At 41.7% G+C, this 23,294-nt stretch carries 23 protein-coding genes, 3 tRNA genes and 1 pseudogene; 13 read left to right on the plus strand and 14 right to left on the minus strand.

Translation table 11 applies throughout. The annotated features are described in order from the left end of the window. The 3 genes and pseudogenes from ACYVTD_RS01915 to ACYVTD_RS01925 form a co-directional block, all read right to left on the minus strand. Nucleotides 1-320, minus strand: a pseudogene (locus ACYVTD_RS01915) (tryptophan--tRNA ligase); the annotation flags it as partial. Between the two features lie 78 nt (nt 321-398). Then, nucleotides 399-1,781 carry a hypothetical protein gene (locus tag ACYVTD_RS01920; protein WP_461246091.1) on the minus strand — a complete coding sequence of 461 codons (1,383 nt, stop codon included), beginning with the start codon at nt 1,779-1,781 and terminating at the stop codon, nt 399-401. 30 nt (nt 1,782-1,811) lie between these two features. After that, on the minus strand, nt 1,812-2,525 hold the full coding sequence (locus tag ACYVTD_RS01925; protein WP_461246092.1) for a hypothetical protein: 714 nt from the start codon (nt 2,523-2,525) through the stop codon (nt 1,812-1,814). A gap of 117 nt (nt 2,526-2,642) precedes the next feature. Here ACYVTD_RS01925 and yabP point away from each other — a divergent pair, with 117 nt between their 5' ends. Then, nucleotides 2,643-2,915 (plus strand): sporulation protein YabP, encoded by a 273-nt coding sequence (gene yabP, locus ACYVTD_RS01930; protein ID WP_461246093.1) that lies wholly within the window; start codon nt 2,643-2,645, stop codon nt 2,913-2,915. A 6-nt stretch (nt 2,916-2,921) separates the two neighbouring features. After that, nucleotides 2,922-3,365 (plus strand): spore cortex biosynthesis protein YabQ, encoded by a 444-nt coding sequence (gene yabQ, locus ACYVTD_RS01935; protein ID WP_461246094.1) that lies wholly within the window; start codon nt 2,922-2,924, stop codon nt 3,363-3,365. Here yabQ and ACYVTD_RS01940 read toward each other — a convergent pair. The 9 genes from ACYVTD_RS01940 to ACYVTD_RS01980 form a co-directional block, all read right to left on the minus strand. Next, a complete protein-coding gene (locus tag ACYVTD_RS01940; RefSeq protein ID WP_461246095.1) occupies nt 3,340-3,876 on the minus strand; it encodes a flavoprotein in 537 nt (178 codons plus the stop codon). The two genes, yabQ and ACYVTD_RS01940, sit on opposite strands and share 26 nt — an antisense overlap. Continuing rightward, entirely contained in the window at nt 3,873-4,478 is a 606-nt protein-coding gene (locus ACYVTD_RS01945) for a phosphopantothenoylcysteine decarboxylase domain-containing protein (RefSeq protein ID WP_461246096.1), read from the minus strand. The genes ACYVTD_RS01940 and ACYVTD_RS01945 overlap by 4 nt, the downstream gene beginning before the upstream one ends. 37 nt (nt 4,479-4,515) lie before the next feature. Continuing rightward, a complete protein-coding gene (locus tag ACYVTD_RS01950; RefSeq protein ID WP_461246097.1) occupies nt 4,516-5,319 on the minus strand; it encodes a ZIP family metal transporter in 804 nt (267 codons plus the stop codon). 60 nt (nt 5,320-5,379) lie between these two features. Further along, complete coding sequence (locus ACYVTD_RS01955) at nt 5,380-5,997, minus strand: hypothetical protein (RefSeq protein WP_461246098.1); 618 nt, start codon at nt 5,995-5,997, stop codon at nt 5,380-5,382. A gap of 338 nt (nt 5,998-6,335) precedes the next feature. Beyond that, a complete protein-coding gene (locus ACYVTD_RS01960; RefSeq protein WP_461246099.1) occupies nt 6,336-7,142 on the minus strand; it encodes an amino acid kinase family protein in 807 nt (268 codons plus the stop codon). Between the two features lie 280 nt (nt 7,143-7,422). Next, nucleotides 7,423-7,508: transfer RNA gene (locus tag ACYVTD_RS01965), tRNA-Tyr, on the minus strand. A gap of 193 nt (nt 7,509-7,701) precedes the next feature. Further along, nucleotides 7,702-7,777, minus strand: a tRNA-Thr gene (locus tag ACYVTD_RS01970). Between the two features lie 155 nt (nt 7,778-7,932). Next, a tRNA-Pro gene (locus ACYVTD_RS01975) sits at nt 7,933-8,009 on the minus strand. A 301-nt stretch (nt 8,010-8,310) separates the two neighbouring features. Then, on the minus strand, nt 8,311-9,045 hold the full coding sequence (locus tag ACYVTD_RS01980) for a hypothetical protein (RefSeq protein WP_461246100.1): 735 nt from the start codon (nt 9,043-9,045) through the stop codon (nt 8,311-8,313). A gap of 106 nt (nt 9,046-9,151) precedes the next feature. On the opposite strand from ACYVTD_RS01980, the gene ACYVTD_RS01985 reads away from it, so the two are divergent. The 3 genes from ACYVTD_RS01985 to ACYVTD_RS01995 are packed head-to-tail and all read left to right on the plus strand — an operon-like array spanning nt 9,152 to nt 12,517. Then, nucleotides 9,152-10,534: a glycine--tRNA ligase gene (locus tag ACYVTD_RS01985; protein ID WP_461246101.1), complete on the plus strand. Its 1,383-nt coding sequence runs from the start codon at nt 9,152-9,154 to the stop codon at nt 10,532-10,534. 1 nt (nt 10,535) lies between these two features. Then, entirely contained in the window at nt 10,536-10,805 is a 270-nt protein-coding gene (locus tag ACYVTD_RS01990) for an extracellular matrix/biofilm biosynthesis regulator RemA family protein (protein ID WP_461246102.1), read from the plus strand. Next, the gene (locus ACYVTD_RS01995) at nt 10,805-12,517 is read left to right on the plus strand and encodes a phosphoenolpyruvate carboxykinase (GTP) (RefSeq protein WP_461246103.1); all 1,713 of its coding nucleotides are present in this window, start codon (nt 10,805-10,807) and stop codon (nt 12,515-12,517) included. The genes ACYVTD_RS01990 and ACYVTD_RS01995 overlap by 1 nt, the downstream gene beginning before the upstream one ends. Here ACYVTD_RS01995 and ACYVTD_RS02000 read toward each other — a convergent pair. Further along, entirely contained in the window at nt 12,514-13,293 is a 780-nt protein-coding gene (locus tag ACYVTD_RS02000; protein ID WP_461246104.1) for a pro-sigmaK processing inhibitor BofA family protein, read from the minus strand. The two genes, ACYVTD_RS01995 and ACYVTD_RS02000, sit on opposite strands and share 4 nt — an antisense overlap. A gap of 53 nt (nt 13,294-13,346) precedes the next feature. Here ACYVTD_RS02000 and ACYVTD_RS02005 point away from each other — a divergent pair, with 53 nt between their 5' ends. The 4 genes from ACYVTD_RS02005 (at nt 13,347) to ACYVTD_RS02020 (ending at nt 17,250) form a co-directional block, all read left to right on the plus strand. Beyond that, nucleotides 13,347-13,916 (plus strand): flavodoxin family protein, encoded by a 570-nt coding sequence (locus ACYVTD_RS02005; protein ID WP_461246105.1) that lies wholly within the window; start codon nt 13,347-13,349, stop codon nt 13,914-13,916. 203 nt (nt 13,917-14,119) lie between these two features. Then, entirely contained in the window at nt 14,120-15,334 is a 1,215-nt protein-coding gene (locus tag ACYVTD_RS02010) for a ComEC/Rec2 family competence protein (protein ID WP_461246106.1), read from the plus strand. Beyond that, nucleotides 15,304-16,158 carry a ComEC/Rec2 family competence protein gene (locus ACYVTD_RS02015; protein ID WP_461246107.1) on the plus strand — a complete coding sequence of 285 codons (855 nt, stop codon included), beginning with the start codon at nt 15,304-15,306 and terminating at the stop codon, nt 16,156-16,158. The genes ACYVTD_RS02010 and ACYVTD_RS02015 overlap by 31 nt, the downstream gene beginning before the upstream one ends. 15 nt (nt 16,159-16,173) lie before the next feature. Next, nucleotides 16,174-17,250: an acyltransferase family protein gene (locus tag ACYVTD_RS02020; RefSeq protein WP_461246108.1), complete on the plus strand. Its 1,077-nt coding sequence runs from the start codon at nt 16,174-16,176 to the stop codon at nt 17,248-17,250. Here the strand turns inward: ACYVTD_RS02020 and ACYVTD_RS02025 are convergent, their stop codons facing one another. Further along, on the minus strand, nt 17,251-17,625 hold the full coding sequence (locus ACYVTD_RS02025) for a DUF421 domain-containing protein (RefSeq protein WP_461246109.1): 375 nt from the start codon (nt 17,623-17,625) through the stop codon (nt 17,251-17,253). A gap of 174 nt (nt 17,626-17,799) precedes the next feature. Here ACYVTD_RS02025 and ACYVTD_RS02030 point away from each other — a divergent pair, with 174 nt between their 5' ends. The 4 genes from ACYVTD_RS02030 to ACYVTD_RS02045 are packed head-to-tail and all read left to right on the plus strand — an operon-like array spanning nt 17,800 to nt 23,080. Further along, nucleotides 17,800-19,971, plus strand: a complete 2,172-nt coding sequence (locus ACYVTD_RS02030; RefSeq protein ID WP_461246110.1) for a DNA gyrase subunit A — start codon at nt 17,800-17,802, stop codon at nt 19,969-19,971. A gap of 10 nt (nt 19,972-19,981) precedes the next feature. Then, nucleotides 19,982-20,794, plus strand: coding sequence for a purine-nucleoside phosphorylase (locus ACYVTD_RS02035; protein WP_461246111.1), 813 nt, complete (start codon nt 19,982-19,984; stop codon nt 20,792-20,794). Next, the gene (locus ACYVTD_RS02040; RefSeq protein ID WP_461246112.1) at nt 20,781-21,908 is read left to right on the plus strand and encodes an amidohydrolase family protein; all 1,128 of its coding nucleotides are present in this window, start codon (nt 20,781-20,783) and stop codon (nt 21,906-21,908) included. Before ACYVTD_RS02035 ends, ACYVTD_RS02040 begins: the two co-directional genes overlap by 14 nt. Further along, nucleotides 21,905-23,080 (plus strand): AAA family ATPase, encoded by a 1,176-nt coding sequence (locus ACYVTD_RS02045; protein WP_461246113.1) that lies wholly within the window; start codon nt 21,905-21,907, stop codon nt 23,078-23,080. The genes ACYVTD_RS02040 and ACYVTD_RS02045 overlap by 4 nt, the downstream gene beginning before the upstream one ends. The last annotated feature ends 214 nt before the right edge of the window (nt 23,081-23,294 follow it).

The raw sequence follows: 23,294 nt of genomic DNA on the forward strand, positions 1-23,294 counted from the left end.
ATTCTGTTTAGCTCGCCGAGCTGAGTATAACAATTTAAAACCCAAGACAATTGAGCATGCTCAGGCACATGGGATTGGAAAAACATAATATTTTTCTCGAAATCAATTCCTGAACTTAAAAATAACTTAAAAATTTCTATGCTTCGCTGCCTTAATAATTCTGGGTCCTGACGAACAGTTATCGAATGTAAATCCGCCACGAAAAAATATATTTCATATTCAGGGTTTTTCGAAAGCTCTGCCCAGTTTTTTATAGCACCAAGATAGTTCCCCAGCGTTAAATTTCCTGAACTTTGAATACCTGATAAAATCGTCTTCATGTTATAGCTCCTATTCCCTCGTATCTTATCATAAACTAGCTTTATGTGTCAAGAAAATAAAAACCACCAACGGCGGTTTTATCTCTTAATTATATTGTTCATTCCCTGTTTTGTTATTTTGCCTAGCTCGTCTATCGCGCCTAGAACGGTTTTATCACGCATAATCGACGCTTCTGCAATTTCCTTTTGGCGCCCGCTCTCTTCGTATTTAACCGTGTATGGTTTTCCCTTCTCGTTTTTTATACAATCAACGCAGAATAGGCTCAAAACATTGCCCGCCTTGTTATAAACCACAGCCTCTCTAGTCATGTTCGCAAAGCACGGAAGCGATATTCTATCACCAATTTCTATCTGGCTTGGGGTTATGTTTATATCTGCATAAGAGGCTTTTCCAAACTTAATATCGGCTCCTGATAATCTCCGCGCTCGCAACCCAGTTTTGAATTCAGGGGAAGATATATCCATCTTAAAAGCAAGACGGACGCATCTATAAAACGTCACATTATGATCTCTGCGGCACCCTTCTTCGTTCAAAATTGGCGCTGAACCGCTTATTTTTCCTTTCCCTGCAAGCCAACAACCCTTTTCGCTCGCCAGTGCAAGCGTTGCCCCGTACGACAATTTTTTAGAAAGCTCGTCGTATATTTCTTGCGGAGTAGGGATAAAAGGTCTGCCTATAACAATCGCCTGCGTCTGGGTGATTGTTGGCAGAATAACTACCTGCGATTTATTCTTCAATTTTTGCAATAATTCCAGTGTCGATTTATCTTTAGCTTCCCGTTCCATTTGAGCTCGCCTGAGTGGCCAAGATTCAATCTGATCATCAAGATCTCTCATCACTCCTAAAAGATACGCATCTCCCATGACAGTCGCACGTCTTGCTGGCTTCCATTTTCCATTTATATCATATGCAATATCATAGGCTTTTCCATCTTTTTTCACTGAATCAACAGCGAATAATTTTAGCTCTTGCCCGTTCCTCCCTATAATGACCGCTTCTTTTGTATGTTTTTCAAACGAAGGATGAGATATCCTGTCGCCCACTTTCAGCTCGCTAAAATACTTTATCTTCTTTTCGCCAAAATAGTATGCTTCTTGTGCTTGTATAAGGCTGACTTCATTTTCTTTCTTACCTGTCAAATACACGGTTCTAACTGCAAGTTCTCCTACTGACTTAATGCTAGATAATTGCAAACGAAAAGCAAGACGAACTTTCCTTTTATAATTTACCACTTCTCCGCTTAATTGTCCTTCGGGGATGATTGTAAAAGCGTAGTCGTCTGTTCCATATGCACGAAGGTATCTTTCTTGCTCTTCAGTTAACCCTTCATAATTCGTCTCTCCATCGAGCCATGCAGTGTCGGACCCCTTTAGTGCAAACTCACCTGCATGCATAGACGAGTATGTATTTAGCAAAAGTTCGTTTAATTCGTTATAATCCGGTATGTATGAATTGCCCATTTATATCCCCTTATATTCCCAACAAAAACCCTAAAACTTCAGCGAATCTCTCAGCACTTCGGCAATTTTGACAGCCCTTGCCTGAGGCTGCTTTGAAAGCGTTTCCGTGATTGCCGTGAACGCGCTCGCAATGTCCAGCTTATCTTTCGGGCTTATACCAGGATGAACCATCTTAATTCTTTTTATTAACTCGCTATAATTAAGGTCTTCGCACTTCTGTACATATTCTTCGCATCTTGCGTCATCGCCAGCACGAGTAAAATCCTTGCCAAGCGCATCTTTATACAAATGTGGAAAATTAGTTTTGTAGTACGCATCGGCTCTCTCGCAACAAGTAGGAGCTTCCTCCCAAACGCCTCGCGCATTAAAAACATCCGTGAATAAAGTCTTTTCAGGAATGATTTGGACAATTCTCTGCCCGACATTTAGAATATGGAATACATGGCTCACGCCATTTTTATCCAAAAGTTTAATTTTTTTATATTTTCTCGTTCTTCCCTTTTCACGAACACGAGAAAGGCTAGAGCAATTCATCGGCAGATTCAGCCCCGCTCGCACGCCATGATAAGAGCCAACAAGATCCCCTGTACTCTCTATCTTGCCATAAACATGAACGAACTGTGCGGTGTTCTCGGGGGTTGCTCCGCTAGAAGCTCCCCAATACTCCATATCACTTGTTAAAAGTTCCGGTCTTTCTTCTTTTAATATATTAAGTTGGTCATATGTCAAATTAAAACTCTTCATATATTTCTCCCCCGAATTTATGCATATAGTATACCATATTTTCCCATTATTTGCAAGCATTTTTAACATATTTGTATGGATAAAAACATATATTGTAGCAAAGGAGTGCTTTCATATATGGAAAAAAGAATTGGAGAAGTCGGCAACATTATCATCGAAAACAGAGAAAAAACTAGCATTACAGGCGTTATAGACGTTTTAGGGTTTGACGAGGATGCGATAACACTAAAAACAAACCTCGGCGGAATGACGCTTCTAGGGCGTAATTTTAGGATCAATAACCTAAACGTAGACACAGGTGATTTAACAGTCGACGGCGTGTTAGATTCGCTAGTATATGAAGACGTCGAGAAGAAAAAAGGCAGCCTTTTTGCCAAAATGTTTAAATAAGAGTTCATGGAAATAACGACCGCGCATCAAGGAGTTGCTTTTTTTATGTCGGTAATCGTGGGCGTTTTGATCGGCTTTATTTTCGATATCTTCAAACTCTTTCGAAAAGGTTACGACGTAAATAAAAAGGGGACAATCGTCGCCGACATCCTCTTCGCAGCTATTGTTTTATATCTAATCTTTTCGTCGTTCCTGTCAATCAACAACGGTATCCTGCGCCTATATGAGTTTATCGCTCTCGCCATCGGCGCGCTTTTATACCGATTTTTTCTTGCGAAACTTTTGGTATTCGTCTTAATTCTTATAATTAAATTTTTCTATAAGCTATCCCGAATTATCCTCTTCCCCGCAATTGTAATTTTGCGTTTCTTCCGCCCTATATTTGCAAGAGCAAAGGGACAAATCGGCAGAGACGCGACTCGTCTCAAGCGTTTTGCAAAGCGGATTTAATATCTTCTACCTTAGCTAACGCACCAACACCAACGGCACCGCAAGCAAGCCTGCCCTCGCGCGGGTCAATAATTTCATATCCATTTGTCTTTAGCGTCACCAAATTCTTCTGCACAGCAGGGTTTTTATACATATTCGTATTCATAGCAGGCGCTATGAATTTTTTTGTCTTTTTAGGCAGCGCTAGAAAAGTTGACGTCAGCATATTATCCGCAAATCCGTTCGCTAATTTTGCTATTGTGTTCGCTGTCGCGGGGCAAACTAACGCAACATCTGCTGCATCCGATAGGGAAATATGGTTGATGTCAACAACGTCTAACTTCTTAAACATATCTTCATCTGTATATACTTTTTTGCCAGTTAAAGCCTGAAACAAAGCTGGGCTAACAAGTTTTTCACTATTGCCAGACATGATAACATCTATTGTGTCCCCATCCTTTTTCAGCCCGCTTATCAGGTCAAGCGACTTATATATAGCCACGGATGAACTAACACCTAACAATATATTCATAATATTTCTCCTAATATTCTCGCAATTTTCTCTTTTGAACTGCATTTTTTTACATCATCTTGAGTGACAATATAGGCGACATGAGCATCTGGCGACACATCCTCCATGCGGTTTGCTACTATTATATCGCTTTTGCTTTTCTCAAGGTTTTTCTTAGCCGTTTTTAACAATTCGTCTTTGTTGACCCCCGCCAAAAGCTTAAATCCTACTAATTTTGTTGTCGGCGATATTTGTTTGACTAGATTTATAAGTTTAGCGGTCGGCTCCAGCTTTATTGCAACCTCTTCCCCACTATCTAGCTTGCCGTCGACTTGGTTTTTAACCGTATAATCCGCAACAGCTGCAGCGTGTATCACAATATCAAAATTATTCTCAAGTTCGCTTCGAAATAATCTCTCAAAATCTGCATAACTAACAAATTCATGTATGCAGCACCCTGCCGGCTTCTCGCAGTATCCAGCACAAAGAGCGACGACAGAATCTCCTCGGCTCGAAAACTCCTCAGCAATCGCCTTTCCAAGCGCGCCAGTTGATGAGTTGCCGATATATCTAACATCGTCGATTTTTTCTCTCGTCCCGCCAAGGGTAACCAAAACTTTCATGGCAAAATTATATCATTTTTTAACTAAATAGTCAATATTATCCCAACGCAACATCCAAAACCATCATGATTGTAAACCCAAGCAGAACGCCGATCGTCGCTATTGTTTTATTGTCTTTAAAAGACTCTGGGATAAGCTCCGAGCATACAACCGATATCATCGCGCCGGCTGAAAAGGAAAGCGCGAGGGGCAAAGCGTTGCGAACAGACAGGGCAAACATGACGCCGAGCACACCAGCAACAGGCTCAACGAATCCTGACGCCTGCCCGACTAAAAAGCTTTTAAACCTAGACGCACCATCTCTTCGAAGCGGCATGGCAACACAAACACCCTCAGGAAAATTCTGCAGCCCGATACCAATAGCGAGCATGATCGCGCTAATTATCGATGCTCCTTTGATCCCTAGGGCAACACTACCAAATGCAACTCCAACCGCAAGACCTTCAGGAATATTGTGAAGCGTCACAGCTGCCGTTAAAAGTATCGACCGTTTGGCTCCAACATCTTTCCCCGAAACAATTCTTGATAAAAATAGATCGGAACACATAACAAAAATTCCACCCAGCACAAAACCAATAGCTGATGTAAACCAAGCATTCCCGCCAAGCTCCGTCGAAAGCTCAATGGCAGGAGCCAAGAGCGACCAAAACGAGGCCGCAATCATAACGCCGGCGGCAAACCCCATCATCAGGTCCAGCACTCTTCGATTCATCGTCTTAAAAAAGAAAACAACACTTGCCCCAAGCGCTGTTATAAAGTATGTGAAAAGTGTTGCTAATAGCCCTTGCACGATCGGGCTCAATTGTGTAAACCACGCCAACATAATTTTAATCTCCCTCATAATCTAAACTAAATTTATTTTATGAAAGAGAAGTTTTTTATGCTATTTAAAAAGAGCGTTTTATTTTTTTGGCAATAATTTGTTATTGATCGGCGGCGTTTGCTCAATGCTAATTATCTTAACTCCAAGATTTTTAAGCACCTCTTTGAGCCGCGGCATCTGCTGCTCATCCGTCGAAATAAAATCAAAATTAAGCCCATCTTGGTCAACAGTTTTCTTATTTTCTATATATATGCTAGGGCCTTCCAAAGACCACGGAATTCCATCTTTATATATGTCTTCATCTTCAAGGTCTAAATAAGACTTGTCCATATAATATTCAGCCTCACCAGTGAAATATTGTAACAAAAAGTCTTCGATCTCAAGCAGGACCACCATCGGTATCGCAGTTTCGTACTCTCTGCCAGATGTTAAACTTTCCTTCCATCGCCTATATTTTCTGGTGCTGTATCCCGCAACGCCGACTCCATCATAATCGCAAACAACCGCGTCATTTGCAACGTATCGTTTGCCTTTATATTCTAATTCGATTCTAAATGGAAATTTCGCATGCCGAACCTCAGGCATACGCGGATTAGGAATAAAAACTCCATACATCCATAGGCATACATATCCAAACAAAAGCACTACCGCGCCTAATAAAATTAAACCAATTTTCTTCCAAGTTTTCATTTGCACATTATATCATAAAAAGATGATAAAATCAAGAAAAAAGCGTTACAGGAAATTCCTATAACCCTATTTGGTGTATAACATAGTTAAAACTACCGTCTATTTGTTTTAACCTAAAGCAAAAGCATTTTTGCTTTAGGAGAAGGAGTAGCCAAGCGAAAAGCGAAGCTTTTGGGCTGCAACCCAAAACGAGCAATAGCTTGTTCTACGACGTGGTAGAAAGAGTATTATAGGATTTTTTCAAAACAATAGTAATAATCAATAGAAACAGCAAGTCAAGATGTTTCAATTACTCATTTGAACCTCAAATTTAGAGATTGCGTTTTCGAAGCTCTCCAAAATTATCATGTAATACTTCTCGTAATTATTGTGCCAAATCGTTTACTACCAGAAATAAGCTTGCCTATGTCTTTAATGCGTTTATTTGAAACTATATGAATGTCAGTCTTTTTTGCATTTTTCGTGGCTAATACCTTTGTTCTCATGCCACCAGAGCTTCTTTCGCTTTTAGCTCCGCCTGCCATAAAAGCGTATTCGTCAATCTTATCGTGCGAAATTTCGTCTATCACATCACCCAAACTTCCATCAGCATTTTTGCGTCTAAATCCATCTTCGTCGGCAATAAAAATCAGTTTGTCAGCACCTATTTCTCTCGCAATATGGCTTGCTAAAACATCATTGTCAGATTTCTCAAAACCCGTTGCGTCGTTTGCGTTTACGATTGTAAGTATCCCCATTTCCTTTGAACTATTCAGCTGTGAGAGAATATGCCTTGTTTGTTGCTCATTTTCGTAAAATTTACTATCATATAAATTCTGCCCTGCCACAATACCTTTCCGTTTTAGTATCCTACGAAATTGCTCCATAAGAGTTATCTGTCCAACGGAAGATAATGCCGATTTTTCAGCCCAAGTTTTTGCGTTGGCATTTTTCAAAATTGCCTCCGCACACCCAACAGCACCACTCGCAACGATAATGACATAATGCCCCTGTCGCCTTATAGCTTTAATAGATTTCGCCATAGATTTCAGCACTTTTTTGTTAACTTTTCCATTTTTCTTTACGGCTGTTGTTGTTCCAACTTTTATAATTATTTTCATTTTTAACACTCTTTTCTTTATATTATTTGATAAACAAAAAACAGGAAGCATTATGGTATGCTCCTTGCTTATGATTATAGTTAAAGTAAATTTATTGATTGGCTATAAAAATACCACCTAACATAGCATAAGAGCATACCAAAATGGGTGGCACGGGGTTAGCCATAACACTTCTGTTAGTATTCCCTTTCGCTAAGTTTGTAAGCATTTACAGGCTCCTTGTTTGTTATCTTATATACATTATAGCATATTTGATATAGTTTGTCAAACCTATAAAGATGAATAACAAAAAAAGACTTATATAATAAAAATCCCATAAGCCCCTCTCTAGTGGTGGTGGGGGGTGGATTCGAACCACCGTACTCGTAAGAGGGCAGATTTACAGTCTGCTGGATTTAACCACTCTCCCACCCCACCGTATTAAATTGTGATAAATCTAAAAATGCAACTTCGTTATTATAACATATCAAAAACGATTTGTCAACAGATAATTAGAGTGTCTTCATACGTGTCGCGGAATTATATGAATTCTTTGTCGTTCGCATAAAAAAAGAGGTTCAACTGCGATACACAAATTGGGGGAGCAATTATAGTATCCGTTAAACCTCTATGGAGCTGGTGATAGGACTTGAACCTACGACAGGCTGATTACAAATCAGCTACTCTACCAACTGAGTTACACCAGCATCGCCAGTGCAATGCTTTGCAATTTTGAAGCAAATGTCGCAATCCTTGTTTTAACAAAATTGCGAAGAATTTCGCAATTTTGAAAAGGAGCAACCGCCTAAAAAGCGATGCATTAGGCTTTAGCCTGATGCGAGCCAAAGGGCGGATTGCGACGTGGTAGAGGTGACAGGATTCGAACCTGCGACCCCTTGGTCCCAAACCAAGTGCTCTACCAAACTGAGCCACACCTCTACATCTTAAAATCGTTATTACACGTTTTTATTCTAGTTAATTATACTTTTTTTCGCCAATCACATCAATCACTATATATAACGTTTTTGTCAAATTATATTGTTTTTATTCTATATTTTGCTCTTTTTCTTGATATTTTTTCTTATTGGAGCTAGCACATGCCAAAGTATTATCAACCCCAAATACCCGAATAACCCGTAACCCCGCTCTATAACGTCCGCAAATGGCACAAAAGTTATAAAAAACGAGCCTATAACTAGATACGCCAATATTGTTTTGTAATTATTTTGAAACTTAAAAGTTACCGCATAAAATTCGAAAAGGCTGTTGTTAGTATCGCGGCCGCAATTGCCAGAACATAAATGTTAGAGAACCCTCCAGATAATTTTAGCATAGGAATCTGCACGGACATGCTCGCCGAAATATTGCCCGCGAGCGCTCGCCAAATCCCAAAACTCAGCACTATAATCAGCAAAGCCGTCGCGCAACTTATAATCAAATTCTGCTTTTTGCTGGTCTTAATATCAAGCCCCTCCGTCAGCATCGCAAGCGTTATTATGTTGTAGCTCGCGTATATTATTCCCTTAATTACTATATTAAACACATTCGTGCTAACCTCGTTTGGCGAGCTGGGGATAAACGCGCATATAACTAATATAAGCAAAATAATAATCGGCGCAAGAATTAGGCTGGCAATCTCAATCCCCTTTTGTTTTTTAGAGACTAGAACAGAAAAAACATTAACTAGAAGCCATGAGTAGATTTTATGCAAGCCAAGGTGTTCGTACAAAACATTCGCAAACCCAGCGACCATAATTATGTACGCCAAAAAGCAAAAAGCATAAGAAATCCAGTTTATCGTCTTGTTTAATTCAAGTCTGTCTACTCGGGTTTTCTCCAGAATAGCATAGATAACGACCCCAAACAAAACAGAACTAACCAAAAGCCCAACATACGAAAACCTCCCATATTTTGCGAAAAATTGCAGGATTTCTTGCCCCGTCGCAAAGCCCGCGCCGATAATCGTCGCAAACATATATGAAAATAATTTTCAAGCTCTTAAACACGGGCGACGCTCCTATCATAAATATATTGACAACACGCTAGTTTTATTATATAATATTGCAAAAGAGAGGTTTTTTATGCATAACGATAAAAAGGATATCGACAAAATTATAGCGATTTGCAAAGGCAGAGGATTTGTATATTCCGGTAGTGAGATATATGGCGGGCTAGCAAACTCATGGGACTACGGCCCGCTAGGCGTGCTATTAAAACGCAATATCAAACAAGCATGGTGGGATGATTTTATAACTCATAACGAGCTAAACGTCGGCTTGGATTCTGCTATTTTGATGAACCCTAGAGTATGGGAAGCATCGGGTCACGTTGGCGGGTTCCAAGACCCGTTGATGGACTGTAAGGAGTGCAAAACGCGCCACAGAGCAGATACCATGATAGAAGATAACGGTGGAGATCCTATCGGCATGGATAATGCTCAAATGGAAGAATACATAAAAGACAATAATATAGTTTGCCCTAATTGTGGCAAATCTAATTTTACGAATATCCGTCAATTTAATTTGATGTTCAAAACGTTCGCAGGCGTAACGGAAGACGCGAAAAGCGAGATATACCTCCGCCCAGAAACAGCGCAAGGTATTTTTGTCAACTTCAAAAACGTCGTTAGAACCTCGAGAAAAACCCTGCCGTTCGGCATTGCGCAAATCGGCAAATCGTTTAGAAACGAGATTACGCCAGGCAATTTCATATTTAGAATTCGCGAGTTTGAGCAAATGGAGCTTGAATTTTTCTGCAAACCAGGCACGGAACTCGAATGGTTCAAATACTGGAAAGAATTCTGCGAAAACTGGCTATATAGCTTAGATATCAAAAAGGAAAATGTCAAGTTACGCGACCATTCAAAAGAAGAATTGTCGCACTATTCAAACGCAACGACCGATATTGAATACCTCTTCCCATTCGGCTGGGGTGAGCTTTGGGGCATCGCGTCAAGAACTGATTTCGACCTTAAGCGTCACAGCGAATATTCAGGCGAAAACCTAGAATACAACGATTTAATAAACAACGAAAAATTCATCCCATACGTTATCGAACCATCACTCGGGGCAGACAGGGTAACGCTTGCAATCCTAACCGAAAGTTACGACGAAGAAAAGTTAGAAGGCGACGACACACGCGTCGTTATGCGTTTTCACCCGAGAGTTGCTCCATATAAAGTCGCTGTTCTTCCTCTTTCAAAAAAACTTGGCGACGATGCTAAAAAACTATATGAGCGCTTGAGCAAAACGTTCTCGGCAGACTATGATGAAACGGGCTCAATCGGCAAACGTTATAGAAGAGAAGACGAAATTGGCACACCATTCTGCATCACGTTCGATTTCGACAGCTTGAAAGACAATTGCGTTACAATCCGCGAGCGAGACAGCATGAAACAAGAAAGAATTTCAATCGATAACATCGAAAGCATTATAGCTGAGAAAATAAATAACTGGGGGAAATAAAATGAAGCTGCTACCAATCGGGTATGCGAATTACTTGTCGGAAGATAGAGTGATTAGCGTCATAACACCGGACACATTGCCAACAAAACGCCTAATAGCCTCGGCAAGGAAGAACAAAACGCTAGTCGATGCAACATGCGGACGAAAGACAAGAGCGGTCTTTGTTATGGACACGGGGCATATAGTGTTATCGGCCGTTAAACTCGCGACACTTGCTAACAGATTAGATAAAAATATAAAATTGGATGCAACATCTAAGGAGGAAGAATAATGAACGTACCAAACGAAATTAGAGATTGGGTAGAAAGCATCGCAGAATTAACAACCCCGAACGACATCGTTTATATCGATGGGTCCAAGGAGCAATTGGAAGACATTAAAAAACTTTCATTGGCAGCGGGCGAAATAACAGAGCTTAATCAAGAAATCCTACCGAACTGTTATTACCATCGCACACCAGCGCATGATGTTGCGCGCGTTGAAGATAGGACATTCATTTGCACAAAAAACAAAGAAGAAGCAGGCCCAACAAACAATTGGGAAGACCCTGCCGTTATGAAAGAAAAGCTAAACAAACTATACGACGGATGCATGGCTGGAAAAACAATGTATGTTATCCCTTTTTTGATGGGACCTGACCAATCGCCATATTCAATTGTCGGCGTCGAACTGACAGACAGCAAATATGTTGTTCTAAACATGGCTATTATGGCTCAAATTGGCGAAGTTGCGCTCAATAATTACCGTGGCGAATTCACAAAATGCCTACACTCGGTCGGCACATTAAACCCTGAAGAAAGATACATAACGCACTTCCCAGAAACAAACGAAATTATGAGCATTAACTCAGGATATGGCGGAAATGTATTGCTTGGCAAAAAGTGTTTGGCGCTTAGAATCGCTTCCTACCTTGGCAACAAACAAGGCTGGCTAGCAGAACATATGCTAATCTTAGGCATTGAAAACCCTCAAGGCGAGGTTCATTATGTTGCGGCTGCGTTCCCTTCTGCTTGCGGGAAAACTAACCTCGCAATGCTCGTTCCTCCTGAAAAATTCAAAGGGTATAAAATTTGGTGCGTTGGCGATGATATCGCTTGGCTACATGTGAAAAACGGTCAATTATACGCAATCAACCCAGAAGCAGGCTTCTTCGGCGTTGCTCCGGGAACAAGCGAAAAAACAAACCCGAACGCGCTAAAATCCGTCCTAGAAGGCACGATATTCACAAACGTTGCAGTAACTCCAGACGGAGATGTATGGTGGGAAGGGAAAGGCCCTAAACCCGAAAAGGCAATCGACTGGAAAGGCAACGCATGGACGCCAGACAGCGATGAGCCGGCGGCGCACGCAAACAGCCGTTTCACAGCTCCTGCTAAAAACTGCCCATGCTTCAGCCCAGAATGGTCTAACCCTGAAGGCGTCCCAATTTCCGCAATCATATTCGGCGGAAGACGTACAAAATTAGCTCCGCTTGTATACGAAGCGAAAAGCTATAACGAAGGCGTGTTCCTAGGTGCGACTATGGCGAGCGAGACGACCGCTGCTGCTATCGGTGCTGTTGGCAAATTGCGTCGCGACCCGTTCGCTATGCTTCCTTTCTGCGGATATAACATGGCTGATTATTTCTCACACTGGATTGAAATCGGCAAACAACTGACTAATCCGCCAAAATTCTATCATGTTAACTGGTTCAAAAAAGACGAAGACGGCAACTTCCTATGGCCTGGCTTCGGCGAGAACTTAGCCGTACTAAACTGGATCATCGAAAGAGTCGAAAACAAGAAACCAGCAGTCGAAACACCTATCGGCAACATACCTACAAAAGAAGACATGCCAATAGATAACTACGATGTGCTCTTTGATATCGATAAAACCTTATGGAAAGAAGAAACCGATTCAATAACCGATTTCTTCGAATCTCTTGGCAACGTTCCTCCAGCCTTGCAAGAAAGACTAGAAGAACTAAAAGGCAATATAGCTTAAATTATCTTAGCGATAACTTCTAATAGAATAACGCCGGGAATGCCTAACAGCGCGCAAAATAACCCCGTGATGAGATTTGCCCCCGCTAACCCGAATCCTGTCATTTGCAAGCCCGTTATAATTGCAAGCCCCGTTATTCCGCGGAAGAAAAACCGCTTAAACAGGCGCCAAATCGGGTATGTAGCGTAAACCACGACATACAAAACGATGCCGCCAAAGATGTATGCTAGTATTGTGTTCATAGGTATGTCCCTTCTTGTAATACTTGATAAATAACTATATGCTAAAAGGAGAAGTTTTATGAATCCCAAGACAAAAAGATTAACTCTCATCGCGCTTTTATCCGCAACAGGTATGATTCTCCCTTTTTCCCCATTTAAAATCATTATACCCCCAGCAATGACTATGACATTAGCTTCACACACCTCTATCTGGATAGCTATTTTCATATCTCCTTTAGCAGCTCTTTTCGTTGCCCTAGCAACTACTCTCGGCTTTTTCTTAGCAGGGTTGCCGCCAGTCGTGGTCGCACGCGCGCTCTCACATATCATATTTGCGGTTTTAGCCGGCATATATATAAAGAAAAAAGGCTCTCCAAAAACTTTGCTTGCAAATTCATTCTTTGCCGTGTTTTTCTCTATTATCCATGCCGCTTGCGAAATAGCCGTTGTATGGTTCCTCTTCTTCCCTGAACCAGAAACATATATTAAACTGTTCGCATCTCCTTTGACGTATGTGCTCATCGTAGTCGGCGGCGGGACATTTATCCACAGCATAATCGACTATATCTTTGCAGTCTTAGTTTTGGGAACAAGAAGGAGTATAAAAAATGGTAGCTCTGCTAAACGGAAGCCCGAATAAAGACGGCAACACATCTTTTTTACTAACCGAACTATCAAAAGAATTAGACGCACTAGGCGTCTCTAATAACATTTATAACATTCAAGACGCCATAGACGATGCTAAATGGAGTTTCTGCACAGAATGCACAAAACCTTGCACAAAGGTCTGCTTTGTTGGAACAAAATTAGAAGCACTATACGAAGAAATATTAAAATCAGACGGGCTAGTTATTGGTTCGCCTGTTTATTTTGGTCTTCCAACTGGTCAAATCAAAGCTTTTTTCGATAAATCACGAGGATATAGAGGTAAATACGTCGGCAAAAAACTTGCCGCCGTAACAGTCGGGCATTCACGCTTTGGAGGGCAGGAAATGGCAGCAAACGCAGTCTATTCTATGGCCCTTGTCCATGGCATGGATATAATAAATGACGGCTTTTTGGATTTAGACGCAGGGCATTTTGGCGTGCAAGCCCAAGCCCCGGCAAAAGATGATGAGTGGGCATTGTCGAGAATAAAAATACTAGCGAAAAGGCTCTCAAATTGCACAACCGCTTAATAATACTTTATGCCGCAGCAGTCGGCGTTGCTATATATACGTCAAGCCAATCGGCATACTGGGAGTTAGTGCTGGGAGTCGCAGGATTTTTATACATATACCTACTAATAAAATATCCCAAACGCATTTCTCTCTACCTAATCATCCCCTTTTTTCTCGTTGCAACATATCGTACAAACATCGATATACTACGATACGAAAGAATGCAAGGATATGCAGGCAAACAAGAAATCGAAGTGCGCGGCAAAGTTATTGATTTATATGATAGATTCGCGATAATCGACGCAGAAACCGTCAATAGAAAAACCGCAAAAGGCAAGATAAAGCTTTATAACATGGACGGGTTCGCCTTAAAAATCGGCGACACTATCCTCGCAAAAGCGCGCCCGAGCAAAGACGAACCGCCTAAGTTCGACAGCGGACAAGACTTGACGAAAATGAGTTTGTCCATGCATCAATATTTGTTCGCGTATTCAAACGAATATGAAGTAATAAACGAAAAAGTTGGGTTATTAACACACATATATAATTTCCGCGAGAGCGTTAAAGCAAGATTTGAAAAGATTTTTCCCGAAGACGAAGCAAACATAGCAAAAGCCCTAGTCTTCAATGATAAATACGGATTTTCGCCCGAGCTAAAGGCAGATGTTAAAGCGGCGGGCGCATCGCACATCTTCGCAATTTCCGGTCAACACCTCTCCATCGTCTCGCTGGGTATCATGCTGATGCTCGAAAAAATTTGCAGGCAATCAAAATTCAAAAACGCAATATCTATCATATTTATCATCACATTCACGATCATCGTCGGCTACGCTCCCGCACTCCTGCGATCTTGCATAATGATTGTGAAATACCTCTCTTCCCTTTTCTTCAAAAAGCGAGACGAGCCGATAGACAGCGTGTTTTTCTCCAGCATCGTCGTATTGCTTATATACCCTTTTGCTATGTTCACCCCTTCTTTCTTGCTGTCATATTCCGCAATTATTGGCATTCTTCTCCTCGCATCGCCGCTTTCCACCGTCAAGAGCAAATGGTTGAAATACGCATCGATCATCCTCGCATCGCTCGCCGCAATCGCCGGCACAAGCATCTTCACATCATATTTTTATAACGCAAATAACCTAACAAGCATTTGGTCTAGCATAGCATTAACGCCAGTTGTCACCCTCGCAATGTTTGGCATCTTGCTCATCGCATTCGTCCCATTCCTGCAAACTTTGCTAGCACCTGCAACATATTTCTTCCTCCACGCCATGAACTTGCTAATCAAAACATTTGCGAAAACGTCTTTCATGATACAAACAGGAACGCCAGAATTTATACATTTTATAGCCTACGGATTTATATTATATTTCTTGCACGTAATAATTAAAGAAGGAGTCGCACCATGGTTAAACGCTCGATTAAAGGCATCTTAATCTGCCTCTGCCTAGTTCTATCATTCCATACAGTCAATGCGTATATAGCAAAAAGTGATATAACTATAGATTTTGTGAATGTCGGGCAGGGGGATTGCGCCTTAATAACCTCGTCAGGCGGAAGACACATGCTAATTGATGCCGGAAAGGCGGACAGTAAAACAATAGAAAACATCAGCTCCATCGCGTATCTGCGCTCGCTTGGCATTAAGAAAATCGATGTACTCAGCCTATCGCATTATGACGATGACCACGCAGGAGCAATAGACGAGGTCGCAAAACTTTTTGACGTTGAAATCCTTTTCGTGCCAGAACCGCAAGACAACAAAGAAATAATTTTATTCACAGAAATCGCTAAAAACCTGCCAAAAGACGCTAAGATCATGTTCCCAACCAAAGGGGACGAAATGGCAATGGGCGATAATTTGAGCGTGGAAGTCCTGCGTTTTAACCCAAACGATAGCGATAGCAACGGGCGTTCTCTTGTCTTGCGCGTCAACGCATACAATACTTCGGCAATTTTCACAGGAGACATAGACGAAAAAATCGAAGACGAGCTGATCCGCACAAGCAGTGACAAAATCGATGTCGACATTGCCAAAGCCGCGCATCATGGTTCAAAAACATCTAACTCTCTAGCATTTTTCAAAGCGCTGTCGCCTATATATACCGTAATCTCTGTTGGCAAAAACTCATACGGGCATCCAACGCGCGAAGCATTAGACAATATCGCTGCATCAAACTCGAAAATTTTCAGGACCGACCGCGATGGCGGCGTCAGGTTCATCATAAACCATTCAAAAATAAAAGAAAAAAAGTTATAAATTAGTGAGGCACAAATGAAAACCAAACAACAAGACAGATATTATGCGCTCGACGCCCTGCGCGGAATTGCAGCACTCGTCGTCGCATTCGGCTTCCATTTTCTAAACTTCATCGGTTATGAAAAATGGAACAACATATGGAATTTCTTGCCGCGAATAGGCAGGTCTGTGTTAAACTTCATCTGCTCAATGGGGCACGGGGGGGTGGACCTCTTCTTTCTAATTTCAGGGTTCATCTTCATGGCGGTGTACTATAACAAGCTAAAAGATAAAAAAGTCTCATTCAAGGATTTCATGTTCAAGCGATATAGCAGGCTGTATCCGCTCTTTATTCTTACTTTAATTTTCGGTCTCGCCGTCTGTATAATAACCGCAAGCCTAAAAAAATTAGGGTTCTTTGATTATTTCTCGATGATTTTCATGTTTGATCCAAGGCTCGGCTTCAACCCACCTTTGCTAAACGAACCCGCATGGACATTGTTTTTAGAAGTCTTTGCATATCTCCTGTTTTTCTTCTTATGTACGTTCTCCAAAAATAAGAAAGTGTTTATCTTGCCTATAATGATCGGTCTTTTGGCTTCTATTTTCGGCAAAGACAACCTGCCAATTTTTAATTACTCTTGCGCAAGGCTTCTCGTGGGCTTCTTCCTAGGTTGCTACTGCTATGAGCTAAACATTAAAATCAAAACCATGAAACCAAATCTCAGGTTTTTGCTCCTAGGGCTCTTCTCGTGCACCGCATTCGCATTTGTTTTCTATTCATACATCGTCGGCGGCAAGATACCAAATTGGAATATGTTTTATGATTTTCTCGTCTTCCCAGAAATCATGCTGATTGCTCTAAATGTCGGCTGGCTTTCAAGGTTCTTATCCCTGAGGCTTTTCCGTTGGTTGGGCGATATGTCATACTCGCTATACCTCTGGCATTATCCTCTCTTCTTCTTGTTGCGCCACTTTGGCTTGCCAAACGCAATGCCAAACAAAGCGTTTTATTTGTTGTATATTTTTATGTCACTTTTAATTTCGCACATATCTCATAACTATTTCGAGATGCCAACTCAAAAATGGCTGCGTACTAAAATAAAAGTATAACTATTTTTTAACCGATAATTTCCCGTTCGTTTCAACCACGGCTTGTTTAACCTTTTTGATTTTATCGACGTCTAAAAGTCTTAGCTCCTCGATCAGGTCGTCTATGTTCATGCGTATTTTTTCCATCTCGGCATAGTTTATCTTGCCGTTTTTTATTATCACGCTCGGCTTGCCTTGAAGAATTCTTCTAAACCCTTTCGACCGCATAGCAATATACGATATGAAAATTTCCGCGATGATAAGCGTAATAACAGGAACGACGCCCATAAGTAGCGGCGTGCCGGGGTTGCTGGCAGGAAGCGCCGCGAGCTCGGAGATCATGATAGTTATAACGAGCTCGCTCGGCTGAAGCTCGCCAATTTGCCTCTTACCCATAAAACGCATAGCGAAAACGACTAAGATATATAAAAAAATCGTCCTAAGAAAAACTGTACCCAAATCCGCGCCCTCCGTCTATAAAATAATAGTATAGACGAATTCTCACAAATATATTACAAATTCATTTTTTGCTTGACTAACGCCCGCTTTTTACTATATAATGTCTCTATTATGGGGGATAATACACTTAAAAAACAATTCATAACTGAAACGCTCGAAGAAAACTACATGCCTTATGCTATGTCGGTTATTGTTTCGCGCGCAATTCCGGAGATTGACGGGCTGAAGCCATCGCACAGAAAATTGCTTTATACGATGTATAAAATGGGGCTTTTAAACGGCGGACGGACTAAATCGGCTAACGTCGTTGGGCAGACGATGCGCTTAAACCCGCATGGCGATATGGCGATTTACGAAACCATGGTTCGCCTCACCGTCGGCAACGGCTCGCTTTTGATCCCGCTTGTCGATTCAAAAGGCAACTTCGGCAAACAATTCAGCCGAGACATGGCGTTCGCTGCATCGAGATATACTGAAGTTAAACTAACTTCTATCTGCGAAGAAATATTCGGCGAGATTGATAAAAACACCGTCCAATTTGTTGACAACTATGACTCCACAACGAAGGAACCCGTTCTCCTCCCAACACGTTTTCCTAACATTTTAGTAAATCCAAACCAAGGCATCGCCGTCGGCATGGCAAGCAACATCTGCGGGTTCAACCTAAAGGAAATATGCGAATGCACGATTAAATTATTAAAAAACAAACGCATACAAATCGAAGACGAAATCCTCGCGCCAGACTTCCCGCATGGCGGCGAGATAGTGTATAACAAGGCCTTGTTCAAAGAAATATTCGAAACAGGCAGGGGATCGTTTAAAGTCCGCGGCAAATATGAATACGACAAGAAAAATAACTGCATAAATATATACGAAATCCCATACACGACCACAATCGAAGCCATTATCGAAAAGATCGTCGAGCTTTCAAAAGCTGGGCAGATAAAAGAAATTGTCGACATCCGCGACGAAACGGATTTGAAAGGGTTAAAAATAACTATCGATTTAAAACGCGGCGCAAACCCAGACGAGCTCATGGGCTGGCTATACAAAAAAACCCCGCTCGAAGACTCGTTCGGTTGCAACTTTAACATTTTGATAAACGGCGAGCCGAGGGTTATGGGCGTACGCGAGATACTAACCGAATGGATTAAGTTCCGCGTTGAATGCGTAGGCAACAAGCTTGATTGGGAAATTAAAAAAGCCACAAGCCGACTGCATTTATTGGAAGGCTTAGAGAAAATATTATTAGATATCGACAAGGCCGTTAAAATAATCCGCGAGACAGATAACGAAAGCGATGTCGTGCCTAACCTTATGCGCGGCTTCGAAATCGACAATATCCAAGCCGAATTCGTCGCAGAAATTAAGCTTCGCAATCTAAATAAAGAATATATTTTAAAACGCACGAGAGATATCAAAAGCTTGATAGATGAAATATCAAACAAAAAATCGATTTTAGAAGATGAAAGCAAAATCAAAGGCGAGATCGCGAAGGAATTGCAAGACATCATAAATAAATACGGCGGCGAACGCAAAACAACCATCATCGACGAAGAAGAGATCGAAGAAGTTTCGCTAGAGCGCAAGGTTGATGATTATAACCTATCATTCTTCACGACAAAAGACGGGTACATCAAAAAAATCTCAGCCGTTTCATTGCGCGGCGCGAGCGAACAAAAGCTAAAAGAAGGCGATGCTATAAACTGGAGCTGCGAGGCGACGAACCTAAGCGAAGTCATAGTCTTCACCAATCAAGCCAGCTGCTACAAAGCAAAGGCATACGACATACCAGACACAAAAGCTTCCGCGTTCGGCGAATACCTGCCTGCGCTCCTATCCATGGACGATGGCGAAGAACCGATATATACGGTCGCAACTTTAGATTTCAAAGGGTTCCTTCTCTTTTGCTTCGAAAATGGGAAAATAGCAAAGATACCGCTGGAAAGCTACCAAACCAAAACAAACCGAAAAAAATTAGCAGGCGCATTCGCTGATAAATCAAAACTTGTTTCTATTATATACCTCCGCGAAGATGCAGACCTTTATGCTCGCTCAAGCAACAACAAGGTACTAGTTTTCAATTCATCGCAACTATCTTTAAAAACAACTCGCTCTTCCCAAGGCGTCAATGTCATTTCATTGCGAAAAGGTGCAACGCTAGACAAGGTCGAGCTATTAGCCGAAAACACATTTGCAGACAGCAATTATTATAAAACGAAAAACATACCAGCATCAGGATGTTTCATAAAAAACGAAGACGCAAACGGCAGTTTCGTGTGAGGTAGACAATATGCAATATATCGATAAAATAAAAAAAGCAGCGAAATATATAAACAAAAAAGTCGGCGTCGTACCTGACGTCTTGGTCGCACTCGGCTCTGGGTTAGAAGCTTTTGCTAACCTAGAAGGCGCAATAAGAATAAATTTTGCAGACATACCATTCTTCCCAGTAGCAACCGCGCCAGGGCATAAAGGCGAACTTGTCTTCACAGAATACGGCGGCATAAACATCGCAATTATGAACGGCAGAGTCCATGCCTATGAAGGGTATACACCAAAAGAAGTCGCTTTCCCAATAGCTGTTTTTGGTTATATGGGCACAAAAGGATACGTCTCAACCAACGCATCCGGCGGCATAAACGAAAAGTACGATGCAGGCGATATCATGCTTTTCAAAGACCATATAAATATCGACGGCTCTAACCCGCTCATAGGAGAAGTCATCCCCGAGCTATCGCAAGAACGCTTCCCAGACATGGCAATATATAATAAAAACGTGCGCGAGCGAATCCTAAAACGCATCAACTTGCATGAAGGTGTGTATTCATATCGCTACGGTCCGTGCTTCGAAACACCAGCCGAGGTGATCATGCTAAGAGCAATGGGAGCAGACGCGGTCGCGATGTCTTCCGTACACGAAAATATAATGGCAAAAAACATCGGTATGAACATTGCTGCGCTAACATTGATTGCAAACAAGGCTGTCACAGAAGATAAACCGCCGATAACGCATGAAGAAGTTTTGATTGCGGGGGCAACGTCAAAAACCAAAATGATAGAAGCGATAAAAATAGCTATTGAGGAAGTTTATGCAGAATTATAAATGCAAAAATATAATAACGATGAACGATGCATCGCCTGTTGTCGATGGTTTTATTGGCGTGGAAAACGGCGTTATTGTTTATATCGGCGAGAATAACCCAGCCGATAGCTATATAGATTATAGCGAGAAAATAATTATGCCGGGGTTGATAAATTGCCACACACACCTCCCAATGGTCGCATTCCGCGGTCTGGCAGACGACGTCGATTTGCATACTTGGCTTGAGAAATACATCTTCCCGCGCGAAGCAGAACTAAACAGTAGCGATTTTTATAAATATTCATGCGATGCGATAGACGAGATGATTTTGTTCGGCACAACCTGCCTAGCAGATATGTATCTTGATTCAGCGGCGGCAAAAAAATCATGCCAAGAAAAGCGCGTGCGGGCAAACATCTGCAGCCAAGGCAGAAATTTAGAATTAAATGAAACAGACAAAATCAAAATCGATGTCGGGCTTCACAGCGTATACACCGCCGAGCTAGACGATATAAAAAACATACTAAACCTTGGCAATAGATTCCATGTGCACATCAGCGAGACGATTAAAGAAAACCAAGATTGCATAGCAAAATACGGCAAAACCCCAACAAAATTCCTCGCAGACCTTGGCTATTTTAACAAGTCGGTCTATGCCGCTCATTGCGTATATTTGGAAGAAGAAGATATTAAAATTTTTGCAGAATCTGGAGCAAGCGTCGTCCATTCCCCTTCTTCTAACCTTAAGCTCGGCTCAGGGATTGCGAATATCCCAAAATATCAAACAACCGGCATAAACATCGCTCTTTCAACCGATGGCGCGGCAAGCAACAACTCTCTCAACATGTTCACCGAGATTAGATTAGCCGCATTGCTACACAAAGGCATGACAAAAAACGCCCTGACCATTCCTGCATACGAAGCCTTAAAAATGGCGACGACAAACGGTGCGAAAGCTCTCGGAAGAGATAACGAAATCGGCACGCTAAAAGAAAACATGCAGGCGGATTTTATAGTGATAGACACGTCAAAACAAAACATGAAGCCAATGAATAATGCGATTTCAAGCGTAGTATATCAGGCAAACGGTAGCGAAGTGGAGAAAGTATATATCGGCGGAGAGGAAGTTTTATGAAAGGCTATCAAAAACCGAAGACCCTAAGAAATCTAGCCATCGCAGGGCTCGCGATCTATATCGTCGCGTGGCGCGTTTCTGCAAGCGTGCATATAATACAAACCAAAGAAAGCCTTTGGGCGTTCTTGGCATCAATTAAAAACTTCTTAGTCGCCCTGTTCGAACATCCGTTCGACTTCACGGGCGCAAAATTTGGCAGCACATTTATGCTGTTTTTAATATTAGCCTTTATCGCTTTTATGTCCGTATCTGGCGACCTAGTTAAAAAGTGGAACCTCGAAGGGATCATGAAGAAAAAAGAGCTAGACGCGAAAAACCCAGTTAGGCACACGAAACCTAAAGTTGATAAAATGGCAGCGCAAAACCTAGACGAGATGATCGGGCTTGGCAATGTCAAAGAAGAAGTGAAGAAAATTATCGCATATTACCATGTCCAACGTCAGCGCAAACTCCGCGGCATGACGTACAGCCCGCTGAACCTGAACCTCGTTTTCTATGGTAACCCTGGTACAGGTAAAACCGTTGTCGCGAGATACATAGCAAAAACATTAAAGAAAAATCATATCTTATCAAAAGGGCACATCGTCGAAGCGGATAGAGCAACCATGGTCTCGCAATACGGAGGCGGTACATCAGCATTGGTGCACGACGTTGTCGAGCAAGCGCTTGGCGGAGTTCTATTTGTCGATGAGGCATACACCCTAACCCGCCATGGCGACCAGGCAGGGCAAGAAGCGGTTGATACCCTCCTGAAACTTATGGAAGATTTCAAAGAAGATTTAGTCGTAATCGTCGCGGGATATGACGATCTTATGAACGAATTCGTCGAATCTAACCCTGGTTTAAAATCGCGCTTCACGAAGCATTTGCACTTCCCAGATTATAACGCGGAAGACCTAACAAAAATCTTCAACCTAATCGCAGAAAAACGCGATTATAGGATCACGCAAGGTGCGCAAGAGAGAATCCAAAGCATCTTTGAAGGCGTAGTGCAAAACAAGGGGACAAATTTCTCAAACGCGCGGCTTGTGCGTAACATATTCGAACAAATCGCGGAACAGCAAGCGCTTAGATTGGGCATCAAACGCTGGTTCATCCCGCGCAAATTGCTAGCCGAAATCCGCGAAGAAGACATCCAATCCTTCATCGACGCTCTAGCAGACGAACATTAAAAATTTAATTTTATAAAAGAGGCATAAGCCTCTTTTTTTATGCTCCGCTAAAAACCAAACAGCTTTTTATTATAAATTATCCATTATCAATTGTTAACAGAATGTTAAATCTGCACCGAGTTTACACAAATTTAACATAATTAACGACATAGCCTACCATATAGGTGTTATAATTAAGTTAAGATCAGGGGGAGTAATTAGATAGGATTACAAG

This window comes from Treponema sp. R6D11, assembly GCF_054786075.1.